The organism is Cellulophaga sp. BC115SP (assembly GCF_009905545.1).
GTDB lineage: Bacteria > Bacteroidota > Bacteroidia > Cytophagales > Spirosomataceae > Flectobacillus > Flectobacillus rivi.
The window spans coordinates 41759-57319 of the sequence record NZ_JAAALB010000011.1 but is presented as its reverse complement, the minus strand read 5'-3'; the positions used below and the strand labels follow the sequence as shown (position 1 = coordinate 57319).

The following is a 15561-nucleotide window of genomic DNA, read 5'->3' as shown; positions in this document are numbered from 1 at the left end:
CCCTCAAGAAACTTTCTTGAGGGGTGATTTTTTTACAAGAAAAGGGAGAAAAGAATAGAGTTTTTGTGTTTTGATTCAAAAGACTTCTTAATTCCCTGTTTTTCTTCATCATTCATTCTCAATCATGAGTTATAAAAAACATTCACTTCCTCCAGCCGCTTTGGTTGCTATTGAGCGAATGAATCAGTTTGGTCAATCTCAAAAGCCTTTTTTCTTTGTGATTGACTATCTGATGCAAAAGCCCTTGGTGATTCCTTTGGAGGAGGTTGCACAGCACCAAATATTCTACAAAATTGGAGATAAAACGAATTACCATTTTAAGCAGAAAACTACCGAAAATACGGAGGTGGTTTTTGAAAAATACCCAATTAGTTTTCAGGAATACCAAGACTCTTTTACACTAGTTCAAAACCATTTAAAGAGAGGAGATAGTTTTCTAGTCAATCTCACCAAACCAACTCCTATTCGGGTAAATTTATCCTTAAGAGAGATATTTGAACGTAGTGAAGCCACTTATCAATTGTTATTTAAAAATCAGTTTGTCCTATTTTCACCCGAAACATTCGTACAGATTAAGTCGGGGATTATCTCGTCCCATCCGATGAAAGGCACAATTTCTGCCAATATTCCTGATGCAGAAACGACTATTTTGGAGGATAAAAAGGAGTTGGCAGAGCATGCCACTATTGTGGATTTAATCAGAAATGATATTAGTATGGTAGCCGAAAAAGTATGGGTAGAGCGGTTTAGATATATCGATAGAGTTGCTACCAACGAAGGTGATTTGTTACAAGTAAGCTCAGAAATTTGTGGAAAGTTGCCTGATAATTATGCACAAAAAATAGGTACATTACTCTTTAAAATGCTTCCCGCTGGGTCTATTACAGGGGCGCCGAAACCACAGACTTTAGAGATTATCAGAGAGGCTGAAGGATATAACAGAGGATATTATACAGGTATTTTCGGAATATTTGATGGACAAAATTTAGATAGTTCAGTCATGATACGATTTATCGAGAATACACCACAAGGAATGCTTTTTAAAAGCGGAGGAGGTATTACCGTTTCTGCTAATGCTGAATCTGAATACCAAGAATTAATTGATAAAGTCTATTTGTCAAAATAGTTTTTCTGTAATAATCGTAACAGTACGACATGAGTCATCCCAAATTGAGCGAATGAGTGATTATTTTTTAATAGATATTTTAAAATAATCACTCATTCGCTCAATTTGAGTTTCTCTAAACATCAAGTCATCAAATCATTTTTCCCAATTGTTTGAGACTTTCGAGGTTATGGACAGGGGCGAAGTGGCTGATATATGGCATGGCCACTTGCATACCCACGGTATTTGCTTGAAAGTTTGGATTACCAGCAAGCGGGTTGAGCCATAAGATTTTATACGCCTGCTGATGAAGTGTTTCCATAGCATTGGCTAATATTTCAGGATTTCCCGTTTCCCATCCATCAGAGAGAATAATGACCACCGTTTGATGGTTGACGTATCTTTTTCCAAATTCTAGGTTAAATTGTGCCAAAGACTGTCCGATCTTGGTGCCACCTGACCAGATATTGATTTTTTCTGAAAAATTCGCTTTCACTTCATTGAAATGATTAGTGTTTAGTTCATTTGTAATTCTTGCGATTTGGGTACTAAAAATAAAGGTTTCAATTTTTTGATATACTTTCTGAAAAGCATACATAAACTGAATAAAAAAAGCCGAGTACAAATCCATCGACTTGCTTACATCGCAAAGTAATACCAATTTTAGACGATTTTTCTTAGGCTTCCTGAACGCCAATTCTATCAACTCGCCACCACTGCGCATATTTTTTCGGATGGTTCTTGCAAAATGAAACTGTTTTCTGGCTCTTGTTGCCTGTGCGCGCCTTGCAATTGCTCTAGCGAGGGTTCGTGAGAGAGTTTGAATACTTACCATCATATCGGCAATCTCATCAGCAGGGATATTGGCAAAATTTTTCTGCCCTAAGCTTTCGTTAGGACTGTAAGATGCCATTTGTTCCTCTTTGCTTTGTCGGTTACCATTGAGCCAAGACTTTAGGGAATTAAAGGCTTGCTCCTCACTCTTGATGGGGCGATTAGACCTGCTTTTCCCATCTTTGATTTTAGAATCTAGTGCTTTTTCAAGCTCTTTCCAATAATCATCAAATAGTCGATTGAAGACCTCTAATTGTTGGACTTTTTTGACAAGTGTAATGGCTAAGGCTGTTTGAAAATCGAGCCTGTTTTGATAAGAAATATAGGAAAGCGCCTCCAAAGCAGTAGTTTCGTCTTGCACACTTATAGAAAAACCATGTTCTCTGAGAAATCTACAAAATGCAACTATATTTTCTGATAGGGTGGTTTTTCTGTGTATCATCATTGTGGAGGTCTAAGGGTTTTTACTAAAAATACCTTGGGTCAAATGCCAAATGTTGTTTTTCCATTGATGCTACCTGTAAGGCAAAATGACCAAACTCTTCCGTGACTTTGCCTTTTAATAAGTAAATACCAGTGCCTTGAAATGGATATTGTTTGAGTATTTTTGGAAATTGGACTGTATCAAAATATTCTCCATCTTCATCTATAAAATACCCAAAAGCCATTCGTTCTTGCGTACTTGTGCGAGTAAACTTCACATTGACAATATACCCTAAAATTGTAATGGTTTTGTGAAGATACTTTGGGAAATCTTTAGATCGTGTCGGTATTTTAATAGGATTTCGGAGTACTGAAAATGGTGGCTCAAGATAGAAGCCCAATATTTCGACCGTATCATAAATGTCCTCAATATGATGATAATCTAAATGGGGTAGTTCTAGGTTTTCTTCTTTCACCTCAAAAAGATAGGCGCTTGACTGTTCTTTCTTTTTTCCTTGTGTATGTCGATGATGCGCTTCCCAAAGTAAGTTTTTTTTCTTTGTATCAAGAAATCTAAATGCTCCTAAACGAATCAAAATAATGATTTGTTCGAGCGAAATCGGAACTCTCCTGTAGAAATCTTCAAAGCTTTGAAACGGTTTCATTCGTTGCTGTGCAAGCATAAGGTCAACGACTTTTTTCTCCAAGCTTTTTACATGAATCCAACCTAACCAGATCGTTTTTTCTTCCAATTGGGTCATGTACACCGAATGATTCAAGGCAGGGGCTTCTATATGTGCGCCATATCTACGGGCTTCGTGAAGATAGAATTCGGTTTTGTAAAAGCCACCAAAATTATTGATGACCGCTACCATAAATTCGAGCGGGTAATAGGTTTTAAGATACAAGCTCTGATAGCTCTCTACAGCATAGCTTGCCGAGTGCGCTTTGCTAAATGAATAACCCGAAAAACTTTCTATTTGGCGCCAAACTTCTTTCGAGATAGATTCGTCATAACCTAAATTTTTACAATTAGAAAAAAAGGTATCTTCTATTTTTTGAAATTCAGACTTGGAACGGAACTTTCCAGACATTCCTCTTCGCAAAATATCGGCTTCTGCCAAGCTTAATCCTGCAAAATAGTGAGCCACTTTAATAACATCCTCTTGATACACCATAATACCGAAGGTTTCACTCAGCAATTCCTTCATTTTGGGATGTATGTATTCAAACGAGTTGGGATTATGATACCGCTCAATATATGCACGCATCATGCCCGAGCTTGCCACTCCTGGGCGAATAATAGAGCTGGCGGCCACTAATGTTAGATAATCTTCGCAGCGTAATTTCCAAATCAACTGGCGCATAGCGGGTGATTCGATATAAAAGCACCCCATTGTTTCATGATTTCGAAGTTGCTGTTTTAGACTTTCATCCTGCTTAAATGCCTGCACAGCATGAATATCAATATCTATATCTCGTTGTTGTTTAACGATATCTACACACTCTTTTATATGACCTAAACCTCGTTGTGACAGAATGTCAAATTTAGCAAAACCAATTTCTTCGGCGACATACATATCAAATTCGCAAATAGGAAAACCTTTGGGCACAGGGTTTAAGCTGGTGTAATAGTACAAAGGTTTATCCGAAATGAGAATGCCTCCTGCGTGTATGCTGAGGTAGTTGGGAAAGTCCTGAATTAAATTTCCATATTTGATAATTAAATGCCCCCATTCGCCAAGAGAGTTGGCGGTTACATTGGCATAATCGCTACCTTCAGGATTGATAAGTGCGTCTATTTCATGTTTGGGAAGACCAAATACTTTGGCTAATTCTCGGTAGGCAGAACGCTGTTTGAATGTAACATAGGTGGCAAGCAGGCATACATAATCCTCTCCATATTTTTCGAAAATATAGGAAATAATATCATTGCGTTCATCCCATGAAAAGTCCAAATCGAAATCTGGCGGGCTTGTACGATGTGGATTGATAAATCGCTCAAAATACAAATCTAATTCTATGGGGTCTACATCGGTTATTCCAATGCAATAGGCAACAATCGAATTTGCTCCAGAACCACGCCCAACATGAAAGTAGCCTTTACTTTTAGCAAATTGAATGATGTCATGAGCTAATAAAAAATACGCGCTAAAATCAAGTTGTGATATAACAATTAGCTCTTTACTAATCCTTTCCAATACCACAGGATTATCCGTATAACGATATTTATAACCTGTCAGGGTTAAATGCTCTAATAGCCGAAGGTCATCGAGTTTTGAGTTTGTAAAAAGAAGTTTGTTTTTATTTTCCGAAAAATTAAAGACAAAATTACATTCATCCAGCAAGTAGTTGGAGTTATCGATAATTGTAGGAAAATCATTGAATATAGTTTGTAGATGTTCTACAGATAGAAAAGTTTCATTTATATCAGCTTGATTATCAGGGTTTAATTTGCTTAATAATACATTGGTATCAATCGCTCTGAGTAATCTATGGGTGTTGTAACCAATTTTATCGAGAAAGGTAATAGGCTGTAAAATCACCATTTGTTTCAACAAATCAGGATGTTGCCATAGCTTATTTACCTCACCGATACTCACACCAATCCAGTCGTTTGGTTTTGCTAAATGCTTCTTTCTAAAAGGATAAATCGTGAAGACATCTCTAAATTTTGGGGCAGTTTCGGGAAAAGACAAATGTTGAAGTTTGTATCTGCTCAAGAAACGATTAATTTCTGCAAACCCATCGTGATTTTTTGCGAGACAGACATATAACAACTCGTGGTCATTTCTAAATTCAACTCCAACAATTGGTTTAATGTCATTTTTCTGGCATTCTTTTACAAAATCAAAAACACTAGAAGTAAGATTAATGTCAGTAAGCGCCAACTGTTTAATACCTAGCGATACGGCTTTTTCTACCAATTGAGCGGTAGCAATAGTTCCGTAACGTAGGCTATAATATGTATGGCAATTTAGATACATCCAGCGATTGGCAAAATTAGTTTTCTACCTCGAATTACTTTTCTTTAAAAATACGTATAAATTGCAAATCAGGCTTGCAAAGGTTAGTCTCTATTTTTCACTCTTTTCAAAAATATGTATGAAAAACAAAAATCAATTACTTGTATCTCTTTTAGTTATGCTTGTCTCGGCGTTTGGAGCGATTGCCCAAACCCAAAAGGTTCCTTATCGAATAGGGGATAATTATTTTATTAATAATACGGTTAAAGAAGAAAAATTGACCAATCCAATCATTACAGATGCTTTAAAGTTTTCAGAAATATTTGGGATGGCAACTGTTATGGGTCCAAAAGGAGCTCCAACGCCAATAAATTTTAAGAAAGAATTCGTGATTGCTATTTTTCAAGAAGCATCCGATATTGACTTGAGTTATAAAGCGGTGAGTTTATTGCAAACAGCACCTAAAAAGTTACAGCTAACCTATGAAGAAAAATGGGGCAAAAAACTCAGTTTTACGATGCGACCATTTTTGTTGCTCATAGTCGATAAAAAACATTTGGGAGATTTGAAGCTGAAAGTAATAAAGAGGTAAAGTCATCTTGACTTTTGACTAGAATTGAATAGAAATAAAAAAGGTTGCTGATATTTGTTAAATCCCTTAGATATAATACTTTCAAGTTGGGTAGGATTTAACTTTATGGCCTTTATTATCATAACAATTAACAAAATTCGAAAGTCAAAATGACCTCTTTTAATGACCACATATCTTTAGTAGAACAAATGAGTTTTTTGGCAAAAGCTAGCTAAACTAAATTTGTTGTAACACAACCGTATTTCTTGGTAAAATATATTTGTTCTTTATATTTGTAAAAAATAGTCTTTCTCAAAGGCTATTTTTTTGGACTTCGCTATTTTTTATAGAATATAACGTTTTGCTTTTGATTAGTCTAGTCAATCACTTTTGAAAAAAGAGTTTCTGCAAGAATCATCAAGACGTTAAAATAGTGCCTGCCATACAGGTATTGGGAACAAAATTTTCATCGAAATATTCTCAAAACTATAACGATATGAAAAAACTGATTACCATAATTAGTTTACTATGCTTTTATCAAACATTCTCTCAAACCACAAAAGATACCACCACACATCTTTCGGAAGTGGTAGTAACAGCCTCTCGTTTGCCGATGTCTATCATGAAATCGCCTGTGAGCATTGAGTTGTTGGATGCTCGTTCGATAAAATCATCGCCTGCACCAAGCTATTTTGAGGCAATCGAAAACCTGAAGGGAGTACAATTGCTTACCTCAAGTTTGGGATTTAAGGTTTATAATACTCGCGGCTTTGCCAACCCGACCAATGTTCGATTTGTACAATTGGTAGACGGTGCCGACAACCAAGCGCCTCATATTGGTGCACCGATTGGTAGTGCATTGGCGCCTACCGATTTGGATATTGACCGTGTAGAACTTATCCCAGGAACGGCTTCTGCATTGTACGGGATGAATGCCTTGAACGGTATGGTCCAAATTTTATCTAAAAACCCCTTTGAATACCAAGGATTTTCTTTTCAACAAAAAACTGGGGTCAATCATTTGGGCGATGCCAATGCTTCAGCCCAACTTTTTACAGAAACCTCTCTGCGTTGGGCAAAGGCTTGGAATAATCAATGGGCTGTGAAACTAAATCTCAATTATCTGAAAGGAAACGACTGGATTTCGGATAACAATCAAGATTTGAATCCGAATGGTAACGCTTCACTGGGCTTGCTTGGCTCAGACAATCCTGCTTACGATGGTATCAATTCTTATGGTAACGAATCGTCTAACCGCCAGACTTTAACACTTGGGGGCAAGCGCTATTCTGTTGCCCGTACAGGTTACACCGAAAAGGATATTGCTGATTTTTCTATTCAAAACCTCAAGGCTGATTTGACCCTTGCTTTCAAACCGAGCGCCAATTCTGAATTGAATTATACCTTTAGAATGGGGTATCTCAATAATATTTATCAACGTACCAATCGTTTTAAATTAGATAATTATTGGGTATCTCAGCATATTCTGACCTTCAAAAATAAGTCTCTGATTCTTCGTGGTTATATGACGACTGAAAATACGGGAGATTCCTATAACATTCGTTCGATGGCCGAAAATATCGACCGTAGTTTTAAGACAGATACGCAATGGTTTAAGGATTTTAGTACAGCATTTCTCGCAAGTACGCAAGCAGGTATTACTGCCACTCAAGCATTGAAAGACGCAAGAGTAAAAGCCGATGCAGGTCGCCCACAACCGCATACGGCTGAGTTTGATGCCTTGATTAAAAAATTAGGCGATATCAATAACTGGGATGTTGGGGCTGCCTTGCGTGTCAAGTCATGGATGTATCATGCCGAAGGACAGTACAACCTGACAGAGGAAGCTTTAGCTTCGTGGAAAGAAAAATACGGAATCAATATCTTGTCTGGTTTTGATTATCGCATGTATCAGGTATATCCTGATGGTAACTATTTTATTAATCCTGTAGAGCCTGGGAAAGATTTAACTTATTACAAATATGGTGCTTTTACGCAGATTACTAAGTCATTGTTTGATAATAAATTACAGGTTAATCTAAGCATTCGTGCTGATAAAAACCAATATTTTGACTGGCAGTGGAATCCAAGGGTAGCCATGGTGTTTTCGCCAACAGATGACCAAAATTTTCGTGTTTCATTTCAAAATGGATACCGATTTCCAAGCTTATTTGAAGCCTTTTCGAATGTCAATAGCGGAGGTGTCAAGCGAGTGGGTGGTTTGCCAGTAATGTCGAAGGGTATTTTCGAAAACTCTTATTATAAAACCTCCATAGATGCTTTCCAAACTGCAGTAACGAGCGACGTAAACACGAAGGGATTAACGGTGGTACAAGCCATTGAAAAGAATAAAGGGCTAGTGCAAAAAAATGATTACACTTATCTCAAGCCCGAAAGAGTCAATAGTTTTGAAATAGGATATAAGGGTCAATTTTTGGATAAAAAACTCTTTATTGATGCAGATTTTTATTACAATGTTTACCAAAACTTCATGGCTCAGGTAGAGGTGTCTACGATTAAATCGGGCTTTACGAATGGCGATTCTTTGGCATATTATCTCAATGACCGAACCAAGCAAGACCGTTATCGTTTGTGGACTAACTCTAAAAGTAAGGTTTATAACTACGGCGCTAGCCTTGGCGCACGCTATCAGTTTTACAAAAGCTTTGTGATTAATAGTAATGTATCTTATGCCAAACTGGACAGGAAAGAAACCAATGACGGCTTGGAGGAGGCGTTTAATACCCCTCAATGGATTTTGAATGTGGGGCTTTCGAATCGCAACCTTGGTAATGGTTGGGGTATGGCACTCAATTACAAATGGCAAGATGCTTTCATCTGGCAATCGTCATTAGCAACAGGTACGGTTCCTGCTTATGGTACACTCGATGGACAAGTGAGCTATGAACTCAAAAGTCAGCCCATTGAGTTGAAATTAGGTGCAACCAATTTGCTCAATCAATATTATTATAACTTTTTGGCAGGCCCAAGCGTAGGAGGGTTTTATTACTTGAGTGCTACCTTAAAGTTATAGAAATGTCATGCAGAAATTTATTTCCAATCGATAGTTAATAGTGAATTTAGGCTGGTTGAAACTTTCGATCAGCCTAATTTGATTTTTATTGGTATCTTAGAGTGTTCAAATTAATCAATAGAAGAAAACTTAAAGCAATACCACGTTGATACACGATTTGTATTGCCCTATTTATTATGCCGACCTCTGAGAAAATTGAAGATTTTTATCTTCAGAAGTTTAATCAATTGCCCGAATTTGTAGATAAAAAAAATGGACATTTCAATGTTTTTAGTTTGAAACCATTTGTAGGCGAATTTGCCAATCCATTACCATATCGTAAGCGGGATTACTATAAAGTTACCCTGATGAAAGGGAGTGGAAACGTACATTATGCCGACAGAACTGCCTCGGTTGAGCGATATGCCATTGTTTTTACTAATCCTAATATTCCGTATAAATGGGAAAATACTGACAAAGTCCAAGATGGTTATTTTTGTATTTTTAGTGGTATGTTTTTCAACCAATTTGGAAATATCAACGAATACACTGTTTTTCAACCAAGCGGCGTACATATTTTTGAATTAGACGAAGAGCAGTATTTATTATTGGAAAAACATTTTTTGCGAATGTTGGAAGAAATCCAAACGGATTATCAATTCAAATTTGATGTGTTGCGAACAATCATGTACGAAATTTTGCATTATGTGATGCGCACACACCCAGCTTTAATTTTCGAAAAAACAAAGGCTAATTCCAATCAGCGGATTTACAACTTGTTTTTAGAGTTGTTGGAAAGACAATTTCCCATTGATAATATCTACCAGAAAGTTCAAGTAAAAGCACCATCGGAGTTTGCCGAACAATTGAATATCCATGTCAATCACCTCAATCGTGTGGTGAAGGAATCAAGTGAAAGAACCACCTCAGAATTGATTGCGGAGCGTTTTTTGAAAGAATCTCAACAATTACTCAAACAAAGTAATTGGAATATTGCTCAAATTTCGGATGCTTTAGGATTTCATGAGGTCACTAATTTTAATAGTTTTTTCAAAAAACATACAGGAACTACTCCTTCAAAATATCGTTCAGGGAATTAACGTGAACTAGTTACGAAAATCAAACCTTTAAATTGTTTGATTTTCGTAATCTTCTGTTTGAATTGCATTAAAGCCCAACTGTAAAAAAGAGCGAAATTTGTACTATCAAATTAAGCAATCGACACAGCGGATGGAACAAGCAGAAACTTTAGAAGATTTTTACGAACGGAAGTTTGAATGGATTCCAGATTCATTGCGTAAAGATATTGGACATTTTAACGTTTTTCAACTAGACCCGTATGTTGGAAGAAATGCTAAACCTGTGCCTTATCGACGAAGAGACTATCATAAAATTACCTTTTTGAGAGGCAATGGAAGAGTGCATTATGCTGATAAAATCGTGGAGGTTCAGAAGCAAGCGTTGGTGTTTTCTAATCCTTTGATTCCTTACAAATGGGAAAATACGCAAGAAGTGCAAGGCGGAATGTTTTGTATTTTTAACCAACATTTTTTTCAAAATTATACCAATCTCAATCAATATTCAGTTTTTCAACCTACAGGTATTCATGTCTTTGAATTGACAGATAATCAGGCTGATTTTGTGGTGTCTATTTTTCAAAAAATGCTTCAGGAAATCAATTCTGAGTATATTTATAAATATGATGTGCTAAAAACGCAAGTAATGGAGTTGCTACATTTTGCTATGAAAAGCCAAACTTCCACACATTTGGATAAGGTAAAAGTCAATTCATCGCAACGTATTTCAGCACTCTTCTTAGAGTTATTGGAGCGTCAATTTCCTATCGAAGAAATCCAGCAAGCAATTCCATACAGATCGGCTTCGGAGTATGCCGAGCAGTTGAATATCCATGTCAACCATCTAAATCGAGCAGTGAAGGAAGTTACAGACAAAACTACCAGTCAGTGGATTGCTGAAAGAATTTTGCAAGAAGCCAAAAATCTATTAAAACATACCTCATGGACGATTGCTCAAATTGCAGATTCGCTGGGATTTCAAGAGCCGACTCATTTTAACAATTTCTTCAAAAAATATTCAGCCCAAACGCCAAGTCGATTTAGAAGTGCCTAGCAAATTTTATCAAATCTTATTAAGTAGTCGACTTATTTGAATTTTACAATGTTTTCGTATATACAAAAGGGTTATGGTCTGTAAAATGGCTTTAGACAGCAGAACGAGTATTTTTATTAATCTCATTTAAAACAACAAAAACAAAAGCAATGCAAACACGTAAATTAGGTACTCAAGGGTTGGAAGTTTCGACCTTGGGATTAGGTTGTATGGGATTGAGCTTTGGTTATGGACCAGCTACCGATAAAAAAGAAGCTATCAAATTATTGCTTTCGGCGTATGAATCAGGAGTTACATTCTTTGACTCAGCGGAAGCCTACGGACCTTATGAAAATGAAATATTGTTAGGAAAAGCATTTTCGACGATGCGCGATAAAGTGGTAATTGCTACCAAATTTGGGTTTAAAAATGGTCTACCCAACGAAGGATTAGACAGCCGCCCAGAAAATATCCGAGCAGTTGCCGAAGGCGCATTGAAACGATTAAAAACGGATTATATCGACCTCTACTACCAACACCGAGTGGATCCTAACGTTCCTATCGAAGAGGTAGCAGGTACTGTACAAGACCTCATCAAAGAAGGAAAAGTAAAATATTGGGGACTGTCAGAAGCTGGCGCAACTACGATTCGTAAGGCACATGAGATATTGCCTGTTTCGGCATTACAAAGTGAATATTCATTGTGGTGGCGCGAACCAGAGCACGAAATCATTCCAACATTAGAGGAATTAGGTATTGGTTTTGTGCCATTTAGTCCACTTGGAAAAGGATTTTTAACAGGAGCAATCAACGAAAATACGCAGTTTGATAGTACTGATTTTAGAAATATCGTTCCTCGTTTTTCTGAAGAAAACCGCAAGGCAAATCAGGTAGTAGTTGATTTGTTAAAAAGTATTGCAACTGAAATGAGTGCAACTCCAGCGCAAATAGCCCTAGCTTGGCTATTAGCCCAAAAACCTTGGATTGTACCTATTCCTGGAACAACCAAACTACACAGATTACAAGAAAACATTGGCGCAACCAACCTCGAATTGTCTGTCGAGAATTTAGCACAAATCACCGAAGCCGCCAATAAAATAGAGGTACAAGGCGCGAGATACCCACAACACTTACAAAATAGAGTTGGGAAGTAACGTAGCGTATCATATTTAATATTGCTTAGAAATACAAATGAAGAAAGTATTAGTCATAGGAGCAAGTGGTAGCCTTGCCAAGTATGTTATTGCAGAATTGAAAAATCAAGAAAATATCGACATATCGTTATTGGTTAGAAATGCCAAACGTCTCCCCAAAAGTATTTCGGATGGTTGTACCGTTTTTGAAGGTAACGCATTAAATCAATCAGAGCTAAAAAGTGCGATTGTAGGTCAAGACCTTGTGTATATTAATCTGGCTGGAGATTTGGAAAGTATGGGACGAAATATCGTCGAAGTTATGCAAGAATCAGGCGTAAAAAGGGTTATCGCCATTAGCTCCATTGGTATTTATAATATGCCACTTCGTTCTGTATTAGTGCCTTACAGAAAACTTGCAGATATCATAGAAACCTCAGCATTAGACTATACGATTATTCGTCCAGATTGGTTTACCGACACAGACGAAATTGATTATGCCGTTACCTTTAAAGGCGAACCAGAGGTAGGAGGGGCAGTTTCCAGAAAAAGTATAGCATCGTTTGTGGGTAGCATTATTCAAAAACCAGAGCTGTATAACAGGGCAAATGTGGGAATTAGTAAGGTGTGAAAATAGATTCATTAACTTAATATATTTTATGGAAAAGAGAAAACTTGGTAACAGTGGATTAGTCGTTTCTGCCTTAGGAATGGGTGTTATGAATCTAAGTTTTGGAACAGGACCAGCCAAAGAAAAGAAAGATAGCATTGACGTAATTCGTCATGCCTTTGAACAGGGGATTAACTTTTTTGATACAGCCGAGGCCTATGGACCTTATGTGAATGAAGAGTTACTTGGAGAAGCAATAGCTCCCTTTAGAAAAGACGTAATCATTGCCTCTAAATTTGGTTTCAAACTAGAAAATGGTGCTATTACAGGTGTAGATAGTAGACCTGAAAATATTAGAGCTGTTGTGGAGGCATCTTTGAAGAGACTAAAAACGGATTATATTGATTTATTTTATCAACATAGAGTAGACCCTGCTATTCCAATTGAAGAAGTAGCAGGAACACTGAAAGAACTTATAGAAGAAGGAAAGATTAGACACTATGGTCTTTCAGAGGCGGGTGCCAATACAATTCGAAAAGCTCATACAATTCACCCAGTGACTGCCGTTCAAAATCAGTATTCTATCTGGGCAAGAGAGCCCGAACAATTTGTGCTACCCGTATGTGAGGAGTTAGGGATTGGCTTCGTACCTTGGGCACCCTTAGGTACGGGTTTTTTAACAGGCAAAATTACTGCCGATACTGTATTTGATGAAAGCTCTGATTTGCGTGCAAGCTTTCCAAGATTTACGCCAGAGGCGATTAAAGCTAATAAGCCATTATTAGAATTGATGATTGATTTTGCCAAACAAAAAGATACTACGCCTGTCCAGATAGCTTTGGCTTGGTTGTTGGCTCAAAAACCCTTCATTGTTCCTATTCCTGGTATGGATAAAATCGAGTTTATAGACGATAATATTAAATCCTTGAAAGTGGAGTTGACCCATGCTGACTTAGAAAAAATAGATCAAGGTCTTTCACAAATTACCATTCAAGGGGCACGTTTGAATGAAGGTTTATTGATGTTATCGGAGTCTTAATTCATATTCAATTTCTGTGTGTCTATCTTCAAGATTTTAGCTATTGTCTAAAGTATTTCAGATGATAGGATTATCTTGATCGTTAATCAAACATGAGTCATCCCTAATTTAGTGATTTAGCGATTGAGCGAATGAGTGATTATTTTTTATCTCCATTCCACACTTGTAGAGACGTAATATTTTACGTCTATAGCTAATTAAAATCTAGTATAGTTTCATCAAAAAAGCGGTCGAAAAAATATTTCTTCGACCGCTTTTTTGATGAAAACTTAGAGAATACCCCAACCTTAAAATTCGGGATGACTCATGTTTGATACTATATTGAAATAATCACTCAAACACTAGTTTCTGATTTACTGTCAAGAATATTCCTTACATCAAATTATAGCCGTATCCAAAGGTCAATGTAAATGTTGAATAAAAACAGATTAAAGATTTTCTGTTAAGCTATCAAGAACTAATCGTGCTAGTAGGTAACTGTGTAAGGCGCTAATATAATCATGTTCAGTTGTACCTACAGATAATTCTGTATTGAGTAAATCGTTATAACTAAGCGTTCCTATGGACATTTGGTGTTTTTGATTTTGATAAATCTTCTGTGCTAAAAAATAAGTTTGTTGATTTCTTCTTAAGCTCTGTAAAGCGTTTTTTAATTCTATTTTAGCCTTTCTTAATTCAAATGATACCCTATTTTTTTCTTGTAATGTCTGAAAATCTAGTAATTCATTTTTTAGTTGTATTTTCTTGATTTGGGAGCTGTTGGTGAATTGTTTGGTGATTGGAATACCCATTTGTACCCCCAAATAGCTATATGGAGACCACCATTTACCATCGGTATAATTGTAGTTGAATGTCATATTGAGGTACTGTTGTGAGTAGTTTCCAATCAAGTTTATTTCTGGTAGGAGGCTTTGTTGCTGTTTTTTTGCTTCAAGGCCAAGTCTCGTTTTTTCTAGGGCTAACTTTCGAAAAACTGTCAGATTCTCTAAATAAAGAGAATCATCAGTATAGACATCTTGCAAAGGATTTTCTGATAAAGAGTCAGAAAGAATGAGATTGGTGGTAGCTGGTATATTTAATTCAAAACAAAGATTTACTAAACTCAACTCATAATCATTTTGACTGGCTAAATACTGTTCTTGTTTATGGTGAAAGTCTAGTTGTACTCTTAAAAAATCATTTTCCAAAGCTGCACCTTGATGATATTTATCTTGTACTAAATTTTGATACTTTTCAAATCGTTGCATTTGATAGGTCGCAATTTGCTTCTGGATTTGCCTTAATAATACATTTAGATATGATTCTTTAATTTGTCGTTTAATGCTCAATACATTTTTTCGCTGCTGTTCTTCCTCTTTACTTTTGAGTGTTTCTGCTATTTTTATGTCTAATTTCAAAGCTGGGTTGAACAATGGTTGTTTTATTTCTAGGCTAAATACACTAATACTCTTTGCTCCAAGTGCCAAAATTGTGGGTTCAGCTAAACCTCCAAATCCTGCTGGTATGAGTGTTGATTGTACTTGTGGATGATACATGATATTAGCCATAATTTTTAAATCAGGAGCAAACGCTTGTTTTTTGACCACAATGTCTTGACCTAAAAGCGCTATTTCTTTTTGTCCAGATTTAAAATCGAGTCGGCTTGATAAACCTAGCTCTTGTGCCTCTTTAAGACTCAATTTGAGACTTTGTTGAGCATACAGCCAGTCTATATTTAATATGAAGAGGACTATGATTTTGAGGTATATTTTCATAAAA

The 15561-nt window shown here is 36.6% G+C and carries 11 protein-coding genes; 8 read left to right on the top strand and 3 right to left on the bottom strand.

What is annotated here, in order from left to right:
- The first annotated feature begins 124 nt into the window (after window positions 1-124).
- The gene (locus GVN22_RS10875; protein ID WP_166551053.1) at window positions 125-1126 is read left to right on the top strand and encodes an aminodeoxychorismate synthase component I; all 1002 of its coding nucleotides are present in this window, start codon (window positions 125-127) and stop codon (window positions 1124-1126) included.
- A gap of 130 nt (window positions 1127-1256) precedes the next feature.
- Here GVN22_RS10875 and GVN22_RS10870 read toward each other — a convergent pair whose 3' ends face one another.
- Complete coding sequence (locus tag GVN22_RS10870) at window positions 1257-2384, bottom strand: VWA domain-containing protein (protein WP_205690856.1); 1128 nt, start codon at window positions 2382-2384, stop codon at window positions 1257-1259.
- Between the two features lie 22 nt (window positions 2385-2406).
- Window positions 2407-5349 (bottom strand): DNA polymerase III subunit alpha, encoded by a 2943-nt coding sequence (locus GVN22_RS10865; RefSeq protein ID WP_166551052.1) that lies wholly within the window; start codon window positions 5347-5349, stop codon window positions 2407-2409.
- Window positions 5350-5467: 118 nt separating this feature from the next.
- On the opposite strand from GVN22_RS10865, the gene GVN22_RS10860 reads away from it, so the two are divergent.
- The 7 genes from GVN22_RS10860 to GVN22_RS10830 all read left to right on the top strand — a co-directional run bounded on the left by GVN22_RS10860 (window position 5468) and on the right by GVN22_RS10830 (window position 13803).
- Window positions 5468-5920, top strand: a complete 453-nt coding sequence (locus GVN22_RS10860; RefSeq protein WP_166551051.1) for a hypothetical protein — start codon at window positions 5468-5470, stop codon at window positions 5918-5920.
- Between the two features lie 475 nt (window positions 5921-6395).
- Complete coding sequence (locus GVN22_RS10855; RefSeq protein ID WP_166551050.1) at window positions 6396-8933, top strand: TonB-dependent receptor; 2538 nt, start codon at window positions 6396-6398, stop codon at window positions 8931-8933.
- A gap of 176 nt (window positions 8934-9109) precedes the next feature.
- Window positions 9110-10012 (top strand): AraC family transcriptional regulator, encoded by a 903-nt coding sequence (locus GVN22_RS10850; RefSeq protein WP_166551049.1) that lies wholly within the window; start codon window positions 9110-9112, stop codon window positions 10010-10012.
- 130 nt (window positions 10013-10142) lie between these two features.
- The gene (locus GVN22_RS10845; RefSeq protein WP_166551048.1) at window positions 10143-11042 is read left to right on the top strand and encodes an AraC family transcriptional regulator; all 900 of its coding nucleotides are present in this window, start codon (window positions 10143-10145) and stop codon (window positions 11040-11042) included.
- Between the two features lie 149 nt (window positions 11043-11191).
- Window positions 11192-12175: an aldo/keto reductase gene (locus tag GVN22_RS10840; RefSeq protein ID WP_166551047.1), complete on the top strand. Its 984-nt coding sequence runs from the start codon at window positions 11192-11194 to the stop codon at window positions 12173-12175.
- A 37-nt stretch (window positions 12176-12212) separates the two neighbouring features.
- The gene (locus tag GVN22_RS10835) at window positions 12213-12785 is read left to right on the top strand and encodes an NAD(P)H-binding protein (RefSeq protein WP_166551046.1); all 573 of its coding nucleotides are present in this window, start codon (window positions 12213-12215) and stop codon (window positions 12783-12785) included.
- A 28-nt stretch (window positions 12786-12813) separates the two neighbouring features.
- Window positions 12814-13803, top strand: coding sequence for an aldo/keto reductase (locus GVN22_RS10830; protein ID WP_166551045.1), 990 nt, complete (start codon window positions 12814-12816; stop codon window positions 13801-13803).
- A 428-nt stretch (window positions 13804-14231) separates the two neighbouring features.
- On the opposite strand, the gene GVN22_RS10825 is transcribed toward GVN22_RS10830, so the two are convergent.
- Window positions 14232-15557, bottom strand: a complete 1326-nt coding sequence (locus GVN22_RS10825) for a TolC family protein (protein ID WP_166551044.1) — start codon at window positions 15555-15557, stop codon at window positions 14232-14234.
- Window positions 15558-15561: the final 4 nt, after the last annotated feature.